The sequence below is a fragment of the Marisediminicola senii genome, from assembly GCF_011057645.1.
In the GTDB taxonomy this organism is placed as follows: domain Bacteria; phylum Actinomycetota; class Actinomycetes; order Actinomycetales; family Microbacteriaceae; genus Marisediminicola; species Marisediminicola senii.
Genome location: NZ_JAALGE010000026.1, coordinates 11,795 through 33,445 on the forward strand (window position 1 = coordinate 11,795; position 21,651 = coordinate 33,445).

At 69.2% G+C, this 21,651-nt stretch carries 18 protein-coding genes and 1 tRNA gene; 5 read left to right on the plus strand and 14 right to left on the minus strand.

What is annotated here, in order from left to right:
* Positions 1–23: 23 nt before the first annotated feature.
* Positions 24–1,148 (minus strand): acetate/propionate family kinase, encoded by a 1,125-nt coding sequence (locus G5S38_RS09455; protein ID WP_165067759.1) that lies wholly within the window; start codon positions 1,146–1,148, stop codon positions 24–26.
* 35 nt (positions 1,149–1,183) lie between these two features.
* Positions 1,184–3,325 carry a phosphate acetyltransferase gene (gene pta, locus G5S38_RS09460; protein WP_165067763.1) on the minus strand — a complete coding sequence of 714 codons (2,142 nt, stop codon included), beginning with the start codon at positions 3,323–3,325 and terminating at the stop codon, positions 1,184–1,186.
* A 113-nt stretch (positions 3,326–3,438) separates the two neighbouring features.
* On the opposite strand from pta, the gene G5S38_RS09465 reads away from it, so the two are divergent.
* From G5S38_RS09465 to G5S38_RS09475, 3 genes are all read left to right on the plus strand, one after another.
* A tRNA-Ser gene (locus G5S38_RS09465) sits at positions 3,439–3,526 on the plus strand.
* A 194-nt stretch (positions 3,527–3,720) separates the two neighbouring features.
* The gene (locus G5S38_RS15855; RefSeq protein WP_165067766.1) at positions 3,721–4,683 is read left to right on the plus strand and encodes a L,D-transpeptidase; all 963 of its coding nucleotides are present in this window, start codon (positions 3,721–3,723) and stop codon (positions 4,681–4,683) included.
* A 156-nt stretch (positions 4,684–4,839) separates the two neighbouring features.
* Positions 4,840–5,466, plus strand: a complete 627-nt coding sequence (locus G5S38_RS09475; protein ID WP_165067769.1) for a hypothetical protein — start codon at positions 4,840–4,842, stop codon at positions 5,464–5,466.
* Here the strand turns inward: G5S38_RS09475 and G5S38_RS09480 are convergent.
* The 11 genes from G5S38_RS09480 to G5S38_RS09530 all read right to left on the minus strand — a co-directional run bounded on the left by G5S38_RS09480 (position 5,425) and on the right by G5S38_RS09530 (position 17,553).
* Positions 5,425–6,426: a sucrase ferredoxin gene (locus tag G5S38_RS09480; RefSeq protein ID WP_165067772.1), complete on the minus strand. Its 1,002-nt coding sequence runs from the start codon at positions 6,424–6,426 to the stop codon at positions 5,425–5,427. The genes G5S38_RS09475 and G5S38_RS09480 overlap by 42 nt on opposite strands.
* Positions 6,423–7,601, minus strand: a complete 1,179-nt coding sequence (locus tag G5S38_RS09485; protein WP_165067775.1) for a cupin domain-containing protein — start codon at positions 7,599–7,601, stop codon at positions 6,423–6,425. The genes G5S38_RS09480 and G5S38_RS09485 overlap by 4 nt, the downstream gene beginning before the upstream one ends.
* Before the next feature lie 47 nt (positions 7,602–7,648).
* Positions 7,649–7,906 carry a BatC protein gene (locus tag G5S38_RS09490; RefSeq protein WP_165067778.1) on the minus strand — a complete coding sequence of 86 codons (258 nt, stop codon included), beginning with the start codon at positions 7,904–7,906 and terminating at the stop codon, positions 7,649–7,651.
* 57 nt (positions 7,907–7,963) lie between these two features.
* The gene (locus tag G5S38_RS09495) at positions 7,964–8,335 is read right to left on the minus strand and encodes a hypothetical protein (protein ID WP_165067780.1); all 372 of its coding nucleotides are present in this window, start codon (positions 8,333–8,335) and stop codon (positions 7,964–7,966) included.
* 11 nt (positions 8,336–8,346) lie between these two features.
* Complete coding sequence (gene mmsB, locus G5S38_RS09500; protein ID WP_165067783.1) at positions 8,347–9,555, minus strand: multiple monosaccharide ABC transporter permease; 1,209 nt, start codon at positions 9,553–9,555, stop codon at positions 8,347–8,349.
* Between the two features lie 4 nt (positions 9,556–9,559).
* Positions 9,560–11,095, minus strand: a complete 1,536-nt coding sequence (gene mmsA, locus G5S38_RS09505; RefSeq protein ID WP_165067786.1) for a multiple monosaccharide ABC transporter ATP-binding protein — start codon at positions 11,093–11,095, stop codon at positions 9,560–9,562.
* Between the two features lie 163 nt (positions 11,096–11,258).
* A complete protein-coding gene (chvE, locus tag G5S38_RS09510) occupies positions 11,259–12,386 on the minus strand; it encodes a multiple monosaccharide ABC transporter substrate-binding protein (RefSeq protein WP_165067789.1) in 1,128 nt (375 codons plus the stop codon).
* A 315-nt stretch (positions 12,387–12,701) separates the two neighbouring features.
* On the minus strand, positions 12,702–13,385 hold the full coding sequence (locus G5S38_RS09515; protein WP_165067792.1) for a phosphatase PAP2 family protein: 684 nt from the start codon (positions 13,383–13,385) through the stop codon (positions 12,702–12,704).
* Between the two features lie 21 nt (positions 13,386–13,406).
* A complete protein-coding gene (locus tag G5S38_RS09520) occupies positions 13,407–14,642 on the minus strand; it encodes a multidrug effflux MFS transporter (RefSeq protein ID WP_235928990.1) in 1,236 nt (411 codons plus the stop codon).
* Between the two features lie 231 nt (positions 14,643–14,873).
* A complete protein-coding gene (locus G5S38_RS09525; RefSeq protein WP_235928991.1) occupies positions 14,874–16,061 on the minus strand; it encodes an ROK family transcriptional regulator in 1,188 nt (395 codons plus the stop codon).
* Positions 16,062–16,101: 40 nt separating this feature from the next.
* Positions 16,102–17,553, minus strand: coding sequence for a GH1 family beta-glucosidase (locus tag G5S38_RS09530; protein WP_165067797.1), 1,452 nt, complete (start codon positions 17,551–17,553; stop codon positions 16,102–16,104).
* 121 nt (positions 17,554–17,674) lie between these two features.
* Between G5S38_RS09530 and xylA the strand changes: the two genes are divergently transcribed.
* Positions 17,675–18,865 carry a xylose isomerase gene (gene xylA / locus G5S38_RS09535; protein WP_165067800.1) on the plus strand — a complete coding sequence of 397 codons (1,191 nt, stop codon included), beginning with the start codon at positions 17,675–17,677 and terminating at the stop codon, positions 18,863–18,865.
* 287 nt (positions 18,866–19,152) lie between these two features.
* A complete protein-coding gene (locus G5S38_RS09540) occupies positions 19,153–20,598 on the plus strand; it encodes a xylulokinase (protein WP_165067803.1) in 1,446 nt (481 codons plus the stop codon).
* 21 nt (positions 20,599–20,619) lie between these two features.
* Here G5S38_RS09540 and G5S38_RS09545 read toward each other — a convergent pair whose 3' ends face one another.
* Entirely contained in the window at positions 20,620–21,630 is a 1,011-nt protein-coding gene (locus tag G5S38_RS09545) for an acetylxylan esterase (RefSeq protein WP_165067805.1), read from the minus strand.
* Positions 21,631–21,651: the final 21 nt, after the last annotated feature.

A 21,651-nucleotide genomic window follows, 5' to 3' on the forward strand; every position in this document is an offset into this window, starting at 1 on the left:
GGCCAGCGGGCGGAGCGCCCGGCTCAGAGCGCGACGCCCGCCGTCTGCCGCGCGATCTCGAGCTCCTCGTTCGTCGGTACGACCAGCACGGCGACGGGTGAGCCGTCTGGCGAGATGTACCGCGCCTTCTTCGTGCGCACCTCGTTGCGGTCGACGTCGACCGAGATACCCAGGAACTCGAGCCCCGCGAGCACGCGGCGTCGCAGCAGGCTGTTGTTCTCCCCCACCCCGGCCGTGAACACGATCGCGTCGAGTCCGCCGAGGTGCGCGATGTAGGCGCCGATATAGCGACGGATGCGGTGGCGGTAGACGGCCAGGGCAGCCTCCGCGACCTCGTCCCCCTCGACCGCGGCCGACTGCACATCGCGCATGTCGCTGTTGCCGGTGAGCCCGAGCAGCCCGCTCCTGCGGTTCAGCAGGGCGTCGAGGTCGTCGATGCTGAGCCCGGCCTGCCGGTGCAGGTGCACGAGCACGGCAGCGTCGATGTCGCCCGAACGCGTTCCCATCACCAGGCCCTCGAGCGGCGTCATCCCCATGCTCGTCTCGATCGACACGCCCCCGTCGATCGCGGCGACCGATGCCCCGTTGCCGAGGTGCAGCACGATCGTCTTGAGCGACTCGAGGGGGCGGCCGAGGAATGCCGCGGTCTGCTCGGAGACGTACTTGTGCGAGGTGCCGTGGAATCCGTAGCGGCGCACGCCGTGCTCGGCCGCGAGCTCAGCGTCGATCGCGTAGGTGTAGGCCGCGGCGGGCAGGGTGTGGTGGAACGCGGTGTCGAAGACTGCGACGTGCGGCAGGTCGGGCAGCGCGGCGCGGGCGGCGCGGATGCCCTGCAGGTTCGCCGGGTTGTGCAGCGGGGCGAGCGCGGAGAGCGCCTCGATGTCGGCCTCGACCTGGTCGGTCACGATGGCCGGCCCGGTGAAGGTCTGCCCGCCGTGCACGACGCGGTGGCCGACGGCGGCGATGTCGTGCTCGTCGCCGAGGTCGTTCAGGATGCCGCGGAGCCCCGATTCGTGGTCGGCGACGGGTGACCCCGGCTCGCCGATGCGCTCCACGAGTCCCCCGAGCACCGCCTCCTCGGTGTCGAGGTCGACGAGCTGGTACTTGATGGACGACGAACCGGAGTTGACGACGAAGATCTGGGGCATGGGGTCAGTCCTTGGTATCGGGGGCAGCTGGTCGGTCAGCGGGCGCCGGTGTCTTGCACCGGCGCGGCGACCGGAGGCGCGGCCGCCTGGATGGCGGTGATCGCGACGGTATTGACGATGTCTCCGACCAGGGCGCCGCGCGACAGGTCGTTAATCGGCTTGTTGAGCCCCTGCAGCACAGGGCCCATAGCGACGGCACCGGCCGAGCGCTGCACGGCCTTGTAGGTGTTGTTGCCCGTGTTGAGGTCGGGGAAGATGAACACCGTCGCGCGCCCGGCGATCGCCGAGCCCGGCATCTTGGCGGCGCCGACAGCGGGGTCCGCCGCGGCGTCGTACTGGATCGGCCCGTCGACCAGCAGGTCGGGTCGGCGCTCGCGCACCAGGGCGGTCGCGGCACGCACCTTCTCGACGTCGGCCCCCGCGCCGGAGTCACCGGTCGAGTAGCTGAGCATCGCGATGCGCGGCTCGATGCCGAACTGCTGCGCCGTGCCGGCCGACGAGATCGCGATGTCGGCCAGCTGCTCCGCGGTCGGGTCGGGAATCACGGCGCAGTCGCCGTAGACGAGCACCCGGTCGGCGAGCGCCATGAGGAACACGCTCGACACCACCGAGACGTCCGGCTTGGTCTTGATGATCTCGAATGACGGGCGGATCGTGTGCGCCGTGGTGTGCTGGGCGCCGGAGACCATGCCGTCGGCGAGCCCCAGGTGCACCATCATGGTGCCGAAGTACGACACGTCGGTGACGGTGTCTGCGGCCTGCTGCACCGTGATGCCCTTGTGCGAGCGCACCCTGGCGTACTCCTCGGCGAACCGCTGCCGCAGCTCGGGGTCGAACGGGCTGAGGATGTCGGCTCCGTCGAGGTCGAGCCCGAGCTCGGTCGCCCTCGCGCGCACCTCTGCCTCGTCGCCGAGGATGGTGAGCTTCGCCACGTCGCGCTGCAACAGGCTGCTGGCGGCGCGGAGCACCCGGTCGTCAGACCCCTCCGGCAGCACGATGTGCTTGCGTTCGCCCCGCGCGCGCTCGAGCAGCCCGTATTCGAACATCAGCGGCGTCACGACCTCCGACGGGCTCACCTCGAGCAGCGCGAGCAGAGCGTCGGCGTCGATGTACTTCTCGAACAGGGCCCTGGCAGTGTCGTACTTGCGCGGCGACTCCGCGGCGAGCCGCCCCCTGGTCTGCGTGATGCGCAGGGCCGTGTCGTAGGTGCCGAGGCCGTTGCTGGCGATGGGGAGGGATGACCCGAGCCCGACGATCAGCTTGGCCACCTGCGGCGCGAGCTCGAAACCACCGTTGAGGATGATTCCGGCCAGTGACGGGAACGTCTTCGACGCGTGCGCGAGCAGCGCCATCAACAGCACGTCCGAGCGGTCGCCCGGCACCACCACGATCGCTCCCTCGGTGAGGCGGGGCAGCACGTTCTCCATCGACATCGCGGCGACCACCACCCCGATGGCCTCGCGGTCGAGCAGCTCGGGGTCGCCCGCGATCAGCGTGGCCTCGGTCGACTCGAGCAGGGCGGCGACGGTCGGTGCGACGAGGAAGGGGTCCTCGGGAATGGCCCACACCGGAAGGTCGGCGCTGCCCCCGGCGGCCGAGCCGATGGCGGAACGGATGCTGCGCTCGATCTCATCGAGGTGCTGGGGGTCAGCGCGGTTCGCGACCACGGCGAGGAGCCCCGCGTGGGCGTTGCGCAGTTCTGCGGTGGTCAGCTCGGCGATCTGGCGCATGTCGTCCGGGGTGCGGTCGCCCGTGGCATCCGTCTTCCTACCCCCGAGAACGAGGAGCACGGGGGCTCCGAGGTTCGCGGCGATGCGGGCGTTGAACGACAGCTCGGTGGGGCTGCCGACATCGGTGTAGTCGGAGCCGAGGATGATCACGGCGTCGCACTGCCGCTCGACGGCCGCGAAGCGCGAGACGATCTCGGTGAGGGCCGCCTCGGGGTCGGTGTGCACCAGTTCGTACCCCACGCCGACGCACTCGTCGTACTCGAGGTCGACCGTCGCGTGGGAGAGCAGCAGCTCGAGCACGTAGTCGCGTTCGCTCGACGATCGCGCGATGGGCCGGAACACCCCCACCCGCTCGATTCGGCGGCCGAGTGTCTCGAGCACGCCCAGCGCGATCGAGGACTTGCCGGTGTTTCCTTCGGCGGACGTGATGTAGATGCGAGTCGACACGAGTACAGCCTAGGCACCCGAGTCGATGGGCACCCGGGAGCCGTGGCGTCGGAGCCCCCGGCCATGCCGGTAGTATGGTCGAGGTTCTGCGCCACTCCGTGCAGGATTCGCCAGGAGGATTCGCCTAGTGGCCTATGGCGCACGCTTGGAAAGCGTGTTGGGTGAAAGCCCTCGGGGGTTCGAATCCCCCATCCTCCGCCAAATCGAATGACCTGCTCTTACTGTTGGGCGAAAGCACTGCGCCTACTTGCGGGGTTCGAATCCCCCATCCTCCGCACTGAAGTCCGATGTACTAGCTAGTACACCCCCCGTCATGGCCTCTTCCCAGGCTCGACGCCTGCGCACGCGCCGCATCGAATTGCCCGTAACGTGGGAGCAGGCTGCCCAGTAACGGCATGCCGGTGGAGGGGAACATGCAGGCGAACGGCACACTCACCGAACCGACACCCGACCGGGGTGCACCGGATGCGGCGGCTCGCCGCCCATGGGGCATCATCGTGCTCGTCGCGGCGATGTCGATCATCGCGATCGGCGTCGTGATCGTGCTGCTGGTCGGCCTCCTCCGCTCGCTGGAGCCCGGCGCCCTGACCGCGGCCCCGGCGCCCGAGCCCGCTCCGGCCCCCGTCGCCACCGCCGAGGAGTACGCCGAGAACACGCAGGCCTACGACCTCGCGACGCTGCCCGTCATCGACGTGTTCACCATCGCGCCAGCCCTCCCCGTCGACGACCGGCCCACCGAGGGCGTGCTCCCCATGGTCGCCACCCCGAACGCCCCCGGCGCCGCCCTCTTCGCCGACCCCACCGGCTCCCCCGTCGGCCAGCTGCCGTCCACCCTGCGCTTCGACGGCACCACGGTTCCCGTGATCGAGAAGCAGGAGCACTGGGCCCGCATCATGATCTCCGGTCGCGCTGGACTGCCGTCCACCGGCGTCGTCGGCCAGCTCACCGCGTGGGTGCGCACCGCCGACGTGCAGTTCACCGACAACACCATGAGCGTGCGGGTCGACATCGCCGGTTCATCGATCCAGGTACTCGACGGCGACACGGTGGTCTGGGAGGAGACGTCGTTCGCCTGGGGCGCGCCAGCCACCCCGACCCCGCCTGGTCGCACCTTCATCATGACTACGCGCGTCGACGAGGGCGCCGGCTACACGCGCGGGCACCCGATCGTCTATCTGGGCCTGCAGTCGCCCACCCTCGACGGCTTCAACGGGCAGAACAACGCCATCACCGCGTTCCACTACCACGACGTGCGCAGCGGAGCGATCTCCAATGGCTGCCTGCGACTCGACGAGGATGCCATCGCCCAGCTCTCCGCCCTGCCGCTCGGAACCCCGGTCGTCATCACCGGGACCTGACTCACCGTGACCGGGCTCACCGACACCTGACTCACCGTCACCGGGCTCACCGACACCTGACTCACCGTCACGAGAAAGTATCGAAGCGGTCACCGACCCCGTAAAGTGAGGATTCGCACCGTCGCGACTCATACGCTCTGGGGGAAGGAGTCGCGGGTGACCGAAACCCGGCATCGCGCCGAAGTCAGGATCGCGCCGAAGCGCGCGCTGCTCTGGAACGCGCTGCTCTCCCTCGTATTCGTCTCGGTGCCGCTCTTCGTGGCGCTCTACATGCTGAGCGTGCCGGAGGGCACCTGGCCGGCCGTGCTCGTGGTGCACGTCGTGTCGCATGTGACTGCGATCGCCGTGCTGCTGGGCTTCTGGGGTACCCGCATCGAGGTGCGCGACGACCGGATCGTCGCCCGCACCGCGCTGCTGCCCACGCGCACCGTGATGACGGCCGACGTGGCATCCATCGTGCAGGTTGAGACATACCGGCTCACCGAGACCGACACGGCGACGATCCTGCTGCTGCGCGATGCCAGAGGCACCCTGTTGATGAACATGCGCGGGCACGTCTGGGAGACGGCCGACATGCGCACCGTCTCCGACGCCGTCGACCTGCCGCTCGAGATCGTGCCGGAGCCCATCACCACCAAGGAGTTTCGCGAGCTCTACCCCGGCAGCAGCTTCTGGTTCGAGCACCGGCCGGCGCTCGCGATCGTCTCGGTCGCCGCCATCGCCGTGGTGTCGGTCACGGCCCTACTGCAGCTCATCCGCCTCGCGGGCATCCCCATCACCTGACGTCGCCGCATTCTCCGCGACCACTCGCACGCCGCGCTGCTCGAACTGCCGCACCGGTGCCGCCCGCGTCGCGCCGCACGTGCTGAGCAACGGCACCGACATGGTCTGGGCCAGCGTGACCTCGACCCGCTCGGCGCCGGCCCGGCCGGCCATAACGTTAACGCTGTCGCCCACGCCCGAGGTGTCGTGGTCGAACTCGACCACCCAGGTGCCGTCGTGGCCCTGGGTCGAGGATCGCAGCCCGTATGCATCGATTCGATGGTCTTCGGATGCCGCCCTGGCATACGCTTCGGCCGCCTGCACGACATTGGGCAGCGAGCTGCGGCCCCGGAAGTACCGCGGATCGATGCGGGCGGCACGGTACTCCGTCACGAGGTTCGGGGCGTCGGAGGCGGGCACCCGCCCGTAGTACAGGCCGTGCGGGAACACGATCATGGTGGCGGCGAACCGGTCACCGCCGAGGTGCGAGCATTCCCAGGTCAGCTCGGGGTGGGAGCGCGCGAGCGCTGCGACCACGGGGCGGCCCTTCACGGCGCAGCACTGGTCGTGCCTCGCGTGCGTGCAGACGCACAGGACCGGCTCGTCGGACGGCTGCCCGGTCGACCCGTCGAGGGGAACCGTGAGCAGGTCGGCGGGGTCGGTGACGCTGCCCCACACGACCGATTCGCTGCCGACCCTGGAGTCGACGATTGCCCACCGCCAGGCGTTCTGCTCGCGGCGCTGGTCGGCGCGGCGCCCGGTGCGGCGGATGGCGAGCGGGCGGTACCCGGCTTTTTCGACCCGCGTCACCAGGCTGCGACCGAGGTCGGGCGGGAGCCGCGACTGCAGCAGGGCATGGGTTCCCCACGCGCCGTCGATCTCGACCAGGAACCAGCGCTCGCCGTAGCCTGCGCTGCCGTCGAGCGGGTCGGCCCGTTCGAGCGAACGGTCGCTGCACGGCTCCCACTGCTGGAGTGTCACCGGATGACCGCGATGCCCTCGCGCAGGAGCCGGCGGGCGACGACGAGCGACGACGCGGGGTCGAGTCCGTGCAGCGCATCCGCACCGGTGACGCCGCCGCGCTCGAGGGCGGTGACGGCGGGTGCGCACTCGGCGGGCAGCGTGACGGTCTTCGACGGCAGCACGATGCTGACCGTGGCATCCGTCGTCGTGATCGTCGCCGACAGGCCGCCGCGCCACCCGATCGAGGTCGAGCCGTCGAGGGTCGCGATGGCATCGACGGTCGCGAGCGGACGCACGGGCTCCGGCCTGGTCGCGCCCACCAGCCGGCGGGAGAGCCCGGAGGCGACGGTGGATGCCGCGTCCTCGCGCTGCACGCTTGCCGTGAAGTCGCTCACGGTTTTCGCCACGATGTCGCGCAGGGCGTCGGGATCGGCGAGGTCGATGCCGAGCGGGAGCGACCCGCGCAGCGCGGGATCCCGGTCGGCGACGGCCAGCAGCTGGCGCAGCACGTCGGCGCGCGTGTAGGCCGCGACGCCGATGGTGAGATGGATGGAGGTGCCGCCGAGCGCCGAAGCGGAGTGCAGCCAGCCGCGCGGCAGGTAGAGCACGTCGCCTGGCTGCAGCGTCGCGTCGATGGCTGGCGCGCCGGCCGCGCGGGCGGCGACGTCGGCGCGGTGGTCGGTCCACGGCTGGTCGCGCAGCGGGTCGGGGTGCACGGGCTCGTGGATGGTCCAGTGCTTCTCGCCGTGCACCTGCAGCACGAACACGTCGTGCACGTCGTAGTGCGGGTCGAACCCGCGGGATGATGCGGGGGTGACGTAGGCGTTGACCTGGCTGGGGTGGCCGACGTCGGCGACCAGCTGGCGGGTGAAGTCGGCGAGGGGGGCCCAGGTGCGGTGCAGTCCCTGCAGCACGAGCGTGGCGCCAGCGGCGAACTCGGCGAGCACCTTCTCGGAACTGAGCTGGTCGCCGATCTCGGCGCCGAACCCGCCGGATGCGGTGTAGCGGCCGGCGGCGAGCACGGACCCCTCGGTCGCCATGCGCACGAACGGCGTGCGGATGGCACGGTTCGCGACGATCTCGTCGACGGCGGCAAGGGTGAGGAGGTCGGAGAAGTCGTCTGCGGCCCTCGTCAGCAGCGGCGCGGTACCCCAGTGCTGACGGGCGAATTCATCGGCGTCGATGCCGATCATGCGGGAGAGCGCGGGCCGGTTTCCCGGCCCGCGCGAACTGTCGTGACTCAAGCCGAGCCGTCGGCTCCGCCGTCGTGACCGTCGGCGTTGGCCCCGCCGTCGGCGGTTCCCTCACCGGCGTCGGCGCTGCCGTCCGCTCCGCCGTCGTGGCCGTCTTCGTTGGCCCCGCCGTCAGCGGTGCCCTCGCCGGCCGCGGCCGAGCCATCGGCTCCGCCGTCGTGTCCGCCGGGGTTGGCGCCGCCGTCAGCGACACCTTCGGTGCCGGACGGGGTGCTCGTGGTGATGTCGTCGTCATTGATACTCATGTGGACCTCCGAACAGTGAAAAGGGCTCCGTTTGGGCCCGTACCCAGCGTAGGGCCCTCATCCTGAGGGAACAGGGGCATCGACAATTCCGACGAACCGTGATCCGACCCCGTCGTACTCGGCGCGCACCATGCCGACCGCGGGGTCGGGGAGCTCGTCGATACCGTGCTCCTCGCATGAGACGTAGGTGAACTGCGGCCACCACTTCTTCGGCCGCTCCGTCTCGGTGCGACCGCACACGTCGCACCGCAGGGTGACCCACACCGGCTTTCTGCCGGTGCGGTTCGCCCTGGACTGCGCAAGCCAGGCCGGAGGATCGGACTCGAGCGCGTCGAGCTCCTCCTCCGGCATCCTGGCCGGGATCCCGTGCTTCACGGCCATCTCGATGGAGATGTCGAGCCGCTGGGCGGCGCTGCGACGGGTGATCATCGAGTCGCCGATCAGTGACCCGAGCGTCGCTTGTTGAAGATGTCGAAGGCCACGGCGAGGAGGAGCACGAGTCCCTTGATGGTCTGCTGCCACGCGGCATCCACCGAGAGGATCGACAGTCCCATGTTGAGCACGCCCATTACGAGGCCACCGACGATGGCGCCGAACACGGTGCCGACACCGCCCTGCACTGCCGCTCCACCGATGAAGACGGCGGCGATCGCGTCGAGTTCGTAGTTCTGCCCGGCGGATGCCACGGCGCCACCCGCGCGGGCGGTGGCGACCACCCCGGCCAGCGCCGCCAGCACGCCCATGTTCACGAAGATGAAGAAGTTGACCCACTTCGTCTTGACGCCGCTCATCATGGCGGCGAACAGGTTGCCGCCCATGGCGTAGACGTGGCGACCGAACACGGTGCGGTTGAGGGTGAAGGTGTAGATGATGACCAGCCCGCCGAGGATGACGAGGATGATCGGGGTGCCCTGGTAGTCGGAGAGCTGCCAGCCGAGTGCGATGATCGCGAACGCGGTGATGGCGTTCTTGATCCAGAACGAGACGGCCGACTCGCGGGGCAGGCCGAGGGCGCCGAGCTGGGCGCGGGCGCGCAGCTGGATGCCGACCATGGCGAGCGCGACGGCGACGACGAGCACGAGGGTGATGACATCGCGCCCGCCGACCTCACCGAGGAACCCGGGCACCCAGCCGGCACCGATGGCGGTGAATTCGCGCGGGAGGCCGCTGATGGTTCCGCCGGTGAGGAACACCAGGGTGAGGCCGCGGAAGATGAGCATGCCGGCGAGGGTCACGATGAAGGCGGGAACGCCGACGAAGGCGACCCAGTACCCCTGCCACGCGCCGACCACCGCTCCGACCACGAGCGAGATGATGACGGCCTGCCACCACGGCAGTCCCCAGACGTTCGTGGCTATCGCCGCGACCGCACCGACCATGGCGACGACCGACCCGACCGACAGGTCGATGTGGCCGCCGATGATGACGATGACCATGCCGATCGCGAGGATCAGCACGTAGGCGTTCTGCTGGATGAGGTTGTTGACGTTACCCGGCATGAGCAGGCGACCGTCGGTGAGCACCTGGAACAGCACGATGATCACGGCGAGCGCCGCGAGGATGCCGTACTGGCGCAGGTTGATGGGGGTGCGACGCCCCGGGGCAGCCGGCGTCGGCGTCGACGGCTCGGTCGTGATGGTGTTCGTCATCGGTCTAGTCCTTGTCCGCGGTCATGTAGTGCATGAGGAGTTCCTGGGTGGCGTCGGCGCGCGTCACTTCTCCGCTGATGCGCCCCTGCGAGATCGTGTAGATGCGGTCGGCGAGGCCGAGCAGTTCCGGCAGCTCAGACGAGATCACGATGACCGCCTTGCCCGCGGCGGCGAGCTGGTTGATGATGCCGTAGATCTCGTACTTGGCGCCGACGTCGATTCCCCGGGTGGGTTCGTCGAGGATCAGCACGTCGGGGCCGGTGAACATCCACTTGCTCAGCACGACCTTCTGCTGGTTTCCGCCGGACAGCTTGCCGACGACCGACGCGACCGACGGTGCCTTGATGTTCATCTGCTCGCGGTAGCGGTCGGCGGTGACGTATTCGCGGTTGCGGTCGATCACGCCGAGGCGCGCCAGGCGGCCGAGCGCGGCGGCGGACACGTTGACGGTGATGTCGCCGATGAGGTTGAGGCCGTACTTCTTGCGGTCCTCGGTGGCGTACGCGATGCCGTTGCGGATCGCCTCCTCCACCGTGCGGGTCTGGATCTCCTTGCCCTGCTTGAAGACCTTGCCGCTGATGTTGCGACCGTAGGAGCGGCCGAAGATGCTCATCGCGAGCTCGGTGCGGCCGGCACCCATCAGTCCGGCGAAGCCGACGATCTCGCCGGCGCGGACGGAGAAGCTCGCGTCGTCGACGACCTTGCGGGCGGTGTCGACCGGGTGGTACGCGTTCCAGTTCTCGACGCGGAAGTACTCCTCGCCGATGTCGGGTTCGCGGGGCGGGAACAGGTTGTCGAGGGGGCGACCGACCATCGAGCGGATGATGCGCGCCTCGGTGGCATCCGGCTCCGTCATTTCGAACGACTCGATCGTCGCGCCGTCGCGGATGATCGTGACGGTGTCGGCGATCTTGCGGATCTCCTTGAGCTTGTGGCTGATGATGATCGACGTGATGCCCTGGTCGCGCAGGTGGCGGAGCAGGTCGAGCAGGTGCGCGGAGTCCTCGTCGTTGAGGGCCGCGGTCGGCTCGTCGAGGATGAGCAGCTTGACACGCTTCGAGAGGGCCTTGGCGATCTCGACGAGCTGCTGCTTGCCGACGCCCAGCTCGAGCACCGGGGTCGCCGGGTTCTCCTGCAGGCCGACGCGGGCGAGGAGCTTGACCGCCTCGAGGTTGGTCTCGTGCCAGTTGATGACGCCGCGCTTGGCGTTCTCGTTGCCGAGGAAGATGTTCTCGGCGATGGAGAGGTAGGGGCTGAGCGCCAGCTCCTGGTGGATGATGACGATGCCGTCGCGTTCGCTGTCGTTGATCGAGCGGTATTCGACTTCTTTGTCTTCGAATTCGATGGTGCCGTCGAAGGACCCGTGCGGGTACACGCCGCTGAGCACCTTCATCAGGGTGGACTTGCCTGCCCCGTTCTCACCGCAGATGGCGTGGACGGACCCGCGCGTGACGGAGATCGATACTCCGTCGAGAGCCCTCACCGCCCCGAAGGTCTTCGTGATGTCCCGCATCCGCAGGATGGTGGAATTCTCGTTCATGCTGGGTCATTTCGTTCGTGCTGATTCGGGTGGGGTGACGGCTGCAACCGGCGGCGGGGGCTCGTGCCCCCGCCGCCGGCTGGCCGTCGGTGGTGCTGGTAGTGCAGGTTGCAGGTAGTGCTGGCGACGCTTGTCGCGCCCGTGCCGGGTGGTGGACCGTCGGTTAGAGTCCGACGTCCGACGCGCTGAGGAAGCCGGAGTCGACCAGCTTGGTCTGCACGTCGTCCTTGACGACGACCTCGGGGTCGAGCAGGTACGACGGAACGACCTTCTCGCCGTTATCGTACGTCTCGGTATCGTTCACCTCGACCTCGTCGCCTGCGACGATCGACTGGATCATCTGGAAGACCCGGTCGCCGAGGGCGCGGGTGTCCTTCCACACGGTCATCGACTGCTCGTCGTTGAGGATGGCCTGAACGTTGGCGACGTCGGCGTCCTGGCCGGTGATGATCGGCCAGTCCGTTCCGGGCTCGTATCCGGCCGAGCTGAGCGAGGCCTCGATGCCGAGGGCGAGGCTGTCGTTCGGCGACAGGACGACGTCGACCTTCTCGTCTCCGGTGTAGAACGACGACAGGCGGTTGTCCATCTCGGACTGCGCGTCGTCGGATCCCCAGCCGAGGATTCCGATCTCCGCCCAGTCGTCGGCGCTGGCCGGCGACTGGCCGGACGGCACGACGAGCTGGCCTGCCTCGACGTAGGGCAGGAGGACATCCCATGCGCCTTCGAAGAAGAATCGGGCGTTGTTGTCGTCGGGGCTTCCGGCGAAGGGCTCGAGGTTGAAGGGACCTGCGCCGGAGGCGAGGTCGAGCTGCTCTTCGATGTACTGGCCCTGGAGCTGCCCGACCTGGTAGTTGTCGAACGTGGCGTAGTAGTCGACGTCGGGGGTGCCGTTGATCAGGCGGTCGTAGGCGATGACGGTGACGTCCTGGCCCTTGGCCTCCTCGAGCACGGGTCCGAGGGTCTGTCCGTCGATTGCGGCGACGACCAGCACCGTGGCGCCGCCGGCGACCTGGTTCTGGATCTGCGAGATCTGCTGCTCGGTGCGGTTGTCGGCGTACTGGAGGTCGACGGTGCAGTCCGCCTCCTCGAGCTGGGACTGGAGGCCCTCGCCATCGTTGATCCACCGCTCGAGGCTTCGGGTGGGCATGGAGATACCGACGTTGCAGTCGCCGCCCGCCGCTGCGTCGCCGCCGCCGCCGCCGCTGCCGCCGTCATCGGTGGAGCAGGCTGCGAGGCTCGCAACGAGACCTCCGGCGACGAGGAGAGCCGCCAGTTTCATCTTCTTTGACATGTGGAACCTTTCATGATGTGGGTAATACCAACACCCCGGATGCTGTCCACACCAGACGAGGACGGGAGCCGATGGCTCGGATCCTCGGGAGGCGCACGAGAAGCGCTGAGACCCGGGGAGTCGCGGGATGACGGGTCATCCGCGGCTTGTTTGTTGACTATGGGAAACGTATCGTGCTCGCGCAGGGATGTTCTCGTCGTCACCGAATCGTGACTATACCCCTGCTTTGGGAGGAATGGTGCTCTCGGGACAGACCTGTCTGCTCCGTGCTCCACCCGGTCGCCTATCGCACTACCGCGCCCCGCGCCTGGCGCGCTATCGTGCCCTGCGCTGCCGCTCGAGGTGCAGGCGGTGCGCGAGGGGCGCCCAGACGATGACGGCGACCGCGGCGCCGAGCACGAGCCCGCCGACGGTGTCGCTGACCCAGTGCGCGCCGAGGTAAGTGCGGCTGGCCATCATGAGCACCGCGTAGGCGATGCCGCAGGCCCACACCCAGGTGCGCTGGGCGATGAAGCCGAGCACTACCGCCATCGTCGCGGCGTTGGCGACATGCCCGGACGGGAACGACCCGATGTCGGCGATCACGAGGATGTCTTCGGGGCGCGGGCGGTCGAACAGGTTCTTGAGCAGCTGCACGATCGCAGCGCTGAGCACGGTGGCGACCGTGAAGTACAGGGCCGCCCAGAATCGGCGCATCCCGCAGAGCACGGCGATGATCACGATCGGCACGACGAAGACGCCGAGGATGCCGCCGCCCAGGTAGTTCATCAACAGGGCGGGCGCATTCCACAGCGGACTGCGGTGCTCGATGACCTCGTCCATCCACTCGGTGTCGAATTCGAATGGCAGGTTGTTCGCGCGGTAGGCGATGATCGCGCCGAGCAGCGCGACCAGCACGAGCGCCGCGACTCCGCTGATGAGCGGCCAGCGCCTGCTGACGGCGGCGGCGTTGCGCTCGCCGTCGGCGGTCTCGCGGGATCGGAACCTGCTGTCGGTCATCAGGTAACGATAGGGGAGCTTCTAGTCGAGTGCCGGGACGCTCCTGGGGCGCACGATGAGCCAGAGTGCCGCGACGGCCACCGCCGAGGTCGACGCCATGACGATGCCCATCGGAACCGCGTCGGTGATGCCGAACAGTCCGACGATGGGCGAGATCAGGCCGGCGAGGCCGAAGTTCAGGGCGCCCAGCACGGATGCGGCGGTGCCGGCCTCGCGGCCGTGGTTCACCAGCGCGAGAACCTGCACCATCGGGAAACCGAAGCCGACGGCGGTGATGAAGAACCACAGCGGCACCAGGATGCCGAACAGTCCGGCACCGGCCATGTCGAGGATGACGATACTGATCGAGGCCACGAGCATCACGGCGGTCGATCCGGCGAGGATCCACTGCGGTCCGATCACCCGGGTGAGGCGGGCCGCGGTCTGGGTGCCGATGACGATACCGACCGAGTTGATGGCGAAGAGCATGCCGTACTGCTGGGCGTCGAGCCCGTAGACGTCCTGGAAGAGGAACGGTGACGAGCTGAGGTAGGCGAATAGCCCGGAGAACGACATTCCCCCGATCAGGGCGACGCCCACGAAGATGCGGTCGCTGAAGATCGCCTTGTAACGTGCCCCGGCGCTGCTGTGGCCGGGTTCGGTGCGCCGCTCCTTGGGGAGGGTCTCGACGATGAAGAACACCGCGGCGAGGAATACGAGCACGCCGTAGGCGGTGAGGAAGTAGAAGACGCCGCGCCAGTCGAGCACGAGCAGCAGCTGCGAGCCGATGACCGGCGCGAGGATCGGGGCGAGCCCGGTGACCAGGGCGAGGCGCGAGAGCATGCGCACCAGTGGCTGGCCGCCGAACAGGTCGCGCACCATCGCCATGGCGACGACGGCACCGGCCGCGGCGCCGACGCCCTGCAGCACCCGGAACACACCGACCCAGAGGATGTCGGGAGCCATCGCCACGCCGATGCTCGCACCGATGTGGAGCACGGTGGCGAGGATGAGCGGCAGCCGCCGGCCGACCTTGTCGCTGAGCGGACCGACGATGAGCTGACCGAGGGCGAAGCCGACGGTCGTAGCGGTCAGCGTGAGCTGGATGGCGGCCTGCGACACCCCGAGATCACTCTCGATGACCGGGAACGCCGGCAGGTAGAGGTCGATGGTGAACGGCCCCAGCGCCACGAGGGCGCCGAGCACGATGATGTAGACGATTCGTTGGCGACGGGAGAGCAGATCTCCCGGGTGCACGACGGACGTGTCGGTTGTCACTGGGGTGGTCCTCGCATTGCGGTCGACGGTCCCGCGAGCACCCTTGAACGCGAAGGGCGTCATTGCGGGGGTGTTGCTACCCCGTTCGAGACGGGGGGCACCTTTCGTCTAACTCACAGCCGGATGGACTATTCCCTTTTTCCCGATTTTCTTGCAGGGAGTGTAAGCACCTCCCCGCAACGGACCGGTACCCGAGCTGGGCCGAATCCGCGCTCGGGAGTACAGAGCGGGTCAGTACCGGAGCGGGTCGGAGAGCACGGGCTCGAGCGCGAGCTCGGCAGCGCCGATCATCAGGATGTCGGGGCCGAGGGCGGCCCTCGTGATGCGCACGGTCTCGCGCGGTGCGCGGAGCGCCTGGCGCGAGACCAGCCCGTCGAGGTAGTCGGGGTCGGTCGCATACAGCGAGCCGAGAAAGCCCCCGAGCACGATGAGGCCGGGGTTCAGCACGTTGATGGCGTTACGCAGGGCGATGGCGAGAAACCCGAGCTGGCGGTGGATCTCGGTGGTGAGGTCGTCGGACGTGGCAGACAGCATCGCCGCCTCGAGCTGGGTGGCCGCGGCATCCGACAGTCCGACCAGGCGGAGCAGGGTCGAGCGCCGCACCTCGGTCTCGAGGCACCCGGTCGCGCCGCAGTGGCACTGCACGCCCGCGGAATTGACGAAGGTGTGCCCGAATTCTCCGCCGTACCCGTCGACGCCACCGAACGGCACTCCCCCGGTGATCACGCCGCCACCGATACCGCTCGCACCGCCATTGAGGTAGACCATGTCGGTCTCGCCGCGGCCGGCACCGAAGCTGAACTCGGCGAGCGCGCCGAGGCTCGCGTCGTTGCCCGCGACGACGGGGAGTCCCGTGCCGGCGGCGACGGCGTCGACGAACGGTTCGTCCGTCCAGCGCAGGTGGGGTGCGAGCCGCACGAGCCCGTCGCCCGCGCGCACCAGTCCGGGCATCGCGACACCGACGCCGACGACCCGGTGCTGAGCATCGATGGCCGCGCGAACCTCGGCGATGGCGGTGACGGTGAGGGCGGCGGCATCCGTTGCCGACAGGGGACCCCCGGTGTCGTAGCGGCGGCGCGTGACCACCCGGCCGCCGAGGCCCACGGCCGCGACCGTGATGGCGTCGATCTCGGGGTTGACCGCGATGCCGACAGGGCCGTCGCTGGGCCGCAGCACGGGACTGGGACGGCCGACACCCGTGCTCGCGCCGGGGCCGACCTCGACGACGAGGCCACGCTCCACGAGTTCGGCGGCGATCGCGGCGATGGTGGAGCGGTTGAGTCCCGTGCCCGCGGTGATGGCCGACCGCGACAGCCCTCCGCTGTGGTGCACCGACCGCAGCACTACGGAGAGGTTGTGCTGGCGCACGGAGTCATTGCTGTTTCCGCGCGACCGGCGGGGCAGGTCGGCGTTGGTCACGCTCACGACCCTAGCGGTGGCTGCGGCGCGAACCAGGTGATCAGTTCGGGATGCGGCGGCCGGCGATCAGCCGCGACAGCCAGCGGGCGCTCTGCTTGGGGATGCGCTCCTGCGTCTCGTAGTCGACGTAGACGATGCCGAACCTCTTGCTGAAGCCGTAGGCCCACTCGAAGTTGTCGAGCAGCGACCACACGAGGTAGCCGCGCAGGTCGACGCCACGCGCCATCGCGCGGTGCGCCGCGACGAAGTGGCGATGCAGGTAGTCGACGCGCTCGACGTCGTGCACCTCGCCGTCGACCACCTCGTCGGCGAACGCGGCACCGTTCTCGGTGATGACCAGCGGCGTGCCGGGAAACTGCTCGTGCAGCGAGACCAGCAGCTCCTCCAGCCCCTCTGGCGCGATGTTCCACCCCATGTCGGTGTACGGGCCGGGCTGCACGATGAACTCGACGTCGGTGCTGCCCGGCCACGACGAGCCGCCGGTGTTCTTGTGGCCGTCGGCATGCTGCCGGGGCGAGACGCCGTCCCACATGCGCACCGTGGCGGTCGAGTAGTAGTTGACCCCGAGGAAGTCGATGGGCTGGCGGATCGTGTCGAGGTCTCCCGGCCTGACGAACGACCAGTCGGTCACCCCCGCCGTGTCTGCCTGCAGGTCGGCCGGGTACTCGCCCCGCAGGATCGGCCAGGTGAACGCGCGGTTCGCGAGCGCGTCGATGCGACGCATGGCCTCCTGCTCGCCGTCGCCTCCTCCCCGCAGCACGTGGAAGTTCAGCGTGACCGAGAACTCGGGGCTGTTCGTGACGACGCCACGGAGGGCGAACAGGGCGAGGCCGTGCGCGAGGTTGAGGTGGTGCACGGCGGTGAGCGCCGCGGCCGGATCCTGCACGCCCGGCGCGTGGGCGCCCGATCCGTAACCGAGGTAGGCCGAGCACCACGGCTCGTTCAGCGTCGTCCACACCGGCACCCGGTCGCCCAGCGCGGCGCCGACGATCGCGGCGTACTCCGCGAAGCGGTAGGCGGTGGCACGGTTCGTCCAGCCTCCCTTGTTCTCGAGGGCCTGCGGCAGGTCCCAGTGGTACAGGGTGGCGATGGGACGGATGCCCCGTGCCAGGAGTCCGTCGACGAGGCGCGAGTAGAACTCCAGTCCGGCCGCATTCACCGCACCGGACCCGGTCGGCTGCACGCGCGACCACGAGATCGAGAAACGGTAGGCCTCGAGCCCGAGCGTCACCATCAGGTCGAGGTCGTGGTCGAGCCGGTGGTAGTGGTCGTCGGCCACATCGCCGGTGTCGCCGGCCCAGACCTTTCCGGGGGTGTGGCTGAAGGTGTCCCAGATCGAGGGGCCGCGGCCGTCTTCTGCCGCCGCCCCCTCGATCTGGTACGCCGCGGTTGCCGAGCCGATGACGAACCCCGGAGGGAACTCCAGGCCGGTCTCGCGGTAGTCGGTGGTGGCGGAAGTGGGGTCGGAGATGTCCTGGGCGCCGATGCTCATGGGCCGACGATACCCCGCGGCCACCGCCGGCATCCGGATTGGCTGTTGTGGGATCCCCCCGACCTGCGATATGTTGCTGAAGTCAACAATTCGCCAGCGACGCTGAAATTAGGAGCCACCCATGGCATTAGAGCCCACCCGCGACGACAAGTTCTCCTTCGGGCTCTGGACTGTCGGATACAACGGATCCGACCCGTTCGGCGGACCGACCCGTCCGCACCTCGACGTCGTCGAGGCTGTCGAGAAGCTCGCCGAGGTCGGCGCATACGGCCTCACCTTCCACGATGACGACCTGTTCGCCTTCGGTTCGACCGACGCCGAGCGCCAGACCGAGATCGACCGCCTCAAGCAGGCCCTCTCCGACACCGGCCTCATCGTGCCGATGGTCACCACCAACCTCTTCAGCGCACCGGTCTTCAAGGACGGTGGCTTCACCTCCAACGACCGCAGCGTTCGCCGCTACGCGATGCGCAAGGCCATGCGCCAGCTCGACCTCGGCGCAGAGCTCGGAGCGAAGACCTTCGTCATGTGGGGCGGCCGCGAGGGCGCGGAGTATGACACCGCCAAAGACGTTCGCGGAGCGCTCGAGCGCTACCGCGAGGCCGTGAACATGTTCGCCCAGTACGTCACCGACAAGGGCTACGACATGCGCTTCGCAATCGAGCCCAAGCCGAACGAGCCCCGCGGCGACATCCTGCTGCCGACCCTCGGACACGCCATCGCGTTCATCGAGACCCTCGAGCGCCCCGAGATGTTCGGCGTGAACCCCGAGACCGGCCACGAGCAGATGGCGGGCCTCAACTTCACCGCCGGCATCGCCCAGGCGCTGTACCAGGGCAAGCTGTTCCACATCGACCTCAACGGACAGCGCGGCATCAAGTACGACCAGGACCTCGTGTTCGGCCACGGCGACCTCGCCAACGCCTTCTCGCTCGTCGACCTGCTCGAGAACGGCGGCCCGAACGGCGGCCAGTCCTACGACGGACCGCGTCACTTCGACTACAAGCCGAGCCGCACCGAGGACTTCACCGGCGTGTGGGACTCCGCCCGCGCGAACATCCGCATGTACCTGCTGCTCAAGGAGCGCGCCGCGGCATTCCGCGCCGACCCCGAGGTGCAGGAGGCACTCGCGAACGCCCGCGTCGCCGAGCTGAACGAGCCGACCCTGAACGCCGGCGAGAGCTACGACGACCTGCTCGCCGACCGCTCGGCGTTCGAGGACTTCGACACCGACGCGTACTTCGGCGGCAAGGGCTTCGGCTTCGTTCGCCTGAACCAGCTCGCCATGGAGCACCTGATGGGCGCCCGCTAGCCAGCAGCTGCACCGACCACCCGTCCCACCCCTTCGGTGACCGTCTCCCCTGTCGGAGCTTTCACTATTCAGGAGGGTGTGGGGCGGGTGGTGCTGGTATCGGCCGGTGAAACGCCGAGGCAGCAGCATCCACCCCCTGACTTATGGCCGGGTTCCTGAATCCCGCGCACTCCACACGCCGCGGTTCCTGAATCCTGCACGCTCCACACGTTGCAGAGCCCGCAGTTCCTGAATCCTGCACACCCCACACCCTCCAGTTCCTGAATGATGAAAGGCACCCTGCCGCCATGACGCTCGTCGCCGGCGTGGACAGCTCCACGCAAAGCTGCAAGATCGTAATCCGCGACGCCGACACCGGGCGGGTGGTTCGCACCGGACGCGCCGGCCACCCCACCGGCACCGAGGTCGACCCCGAGGCATGGTGGGTTGCCCTGCATGAGGCGGTGGTGGATGCCGGTGGCCTCTCCGACGTCGCGGCGATCTCGATCGGCGGCCAGCAGCATGGCATGGTCGTGCTCGACGCGGGGGGAGCCGTCATCCGCCCCGCACTGCTCTGGAACGACACGCGATCGGCGCCCGCCGCCGTCGACCTCATCGCCGAGGTCGGTGCGGCCGAGCTGGCCGCGCGTACCGGAACGGTGCCCGTGGCATCCATCACCTCGACCAAGTTGCGCTGGCTGCGCGACGCCGAACCGGAGAACGCCGCCCGCGTGGCCGCCGTCGCCCTCCCGCACGACTGGCTGAGCTGGCGCATCCGCGGTTTCGGTCCCGTGGCCGGGGCTGGAGCCAGCGCCGGAGCTGCAGCCGACGCCGGCCTCGCCGAACTCTTCACCGACCGCTCAGACGCGAGCGGCACCGGTTACTTCAACCCGACCACCGGCGAGTGGGACCGCGAGCTGCTCGTCACCGCCCTCGGCCACGGCGCGACCGAGGCCGAGGTCGTGCTGCCCACCGTGCTCGCCCCTTCGGAGAGCCGCCCGGTCGTCACGCCGAGCGACCTGTTTCCCGCCGGGCTCATCGTGGGCGCGGGCGCCGGCGACAACGCGGGCGCAGCCCTTGGTCTCGACGCGCGCGCCGGCGACGTCGTCATCTCGCTCGGCACCAGCGGCACCGTGTTCGCGGTCACCGAGACGTCGAACCACGACGCCTCCGGCACGGTCGCCGGATTCGCCGACGCCAGCGGGGTATTCCTGCCGCTCGTCGCGACCCTCAACGCGGCCCGCGTGCTCGACTCGATCGCCGGCTTGCTCGGCGTGACCCACGACGAGCTCGGCACCCTGGCCTTGACCGCGGAGCCCGGCTCCGCCGGTGCGGTGCTGCAGCCGTGGTTCGAGGGCGAGCGCACACCCAACAAGCCGGATGCCACGGCCACCCTGTTCGGCCTGACCCTCGCCTCGACGACCCGGCCGAACCTCGCCCGCGCCGCTATCGAGGGCATGCTGTGCGGCCTGGCCGAGGGTCTCGACGCCATCCGCGCCGGGGGAACCGAGGCGCAGCGTCTGCTGCTCGTCGGCGGCGCCGCGCAGAACCCCGCAGTCTCGGCGATCGCCGCGCAGGTGTTCGACGTGCCGGTGGTCGTTCCCGAGCCCGGCGAGTACGTCGCCTCAGGGGCAGCCCGCCAGGCGGCGTGGGCGCTCACCGGCGAGCGCCCGGGCTGGCCGGTCGAGTTCGGCGCCGAACTGCCGAGCGACAACCGTCCGGTGATCCGCGACCAGTACCGCGCCCGGCGCTGAGCTGGCGCTGGTCCCCCTGCGTCAGCCGCCGAACAGCGCCGCGAGCCAGGCCAGCCTGGCCCGCTGGTGGTGCTCCTGCCCGCCCTCGTGCTCATTGAAGGGGTACACCTCGATGCTCTTCTCCCCCGCCCATGCGTTGTAGGCGGCGAATACGGTCGACGGGGCGCACGTCCGGTCCATTAGCGCGACCGAGAACAGCGTGGGGATGGTGGCAGCCCGTGCGAGTGTTGCCCCGTCGAAGTAGCTCAGGGTCTCGTACACCCGCTCGACGTCGGTGCGGTGCCGCTGCAGGTAGCGCACCACGTCGTGGTATGGGTCGTTGTCGGTCAGCGTGATGGCCCGCTCGAAGTGGCACAGGAACGGCACGTCGACCGCTGCCCCGAGCAGCGCGGGTGCGGCGGGCGACGTACTGGCCGCAGCATCCATCGCCGAGAGGGCGGATGCCGCGATCGCGATGCCACCGCCCTGGCTGATGCCCGTGACCGCGACGCGTCCAGGGTCGACGAACCGGCTGGTGCGGGCCGCCTCGATGGCGCGCACGGCGTCGACGTAGACGCGGCGGCAGTAATAGGTATCGGGATCGAGGATGCCGCGGGTGATCGGCCCGGTCGATCCACCGGCGCCGGCCCCGGCGTCGGGATCCGGGGTGTCTCCGGCCGACCATCCGGTGCCCTGCCCCCGGGTGTCCATGATGACGTGCGCCCAGCCGGCGAGGGCGTATTCGACGTGCTGGTGGGCGAGGCCCCGCCCTCCGCCGTAGCCGATGAACTCGACGACGGTGGGGAGCGGGCCGGTGGCGCCGGCCGGAACGTGCAGCCAGCCGCGGATGCGATGTCCCCCGAAACCGGAGAAGGTCACGTCATAGCTGTCGACGAGCGCGTACCCGGTGTCGACGGGTTCGAACACCGCGTCGAGGTCGTGGGCGCGGCTCTCGCCGAGGGTGCGGATCCAGAATTCGTCGAGGTCGGCCGGCACGGTGATGTCGGGTCGGTACTCGCGCAGCTGGGCGATGGGCAGGTCGAAGAGGGCCACGGTGATCTCCCGGTGATGATG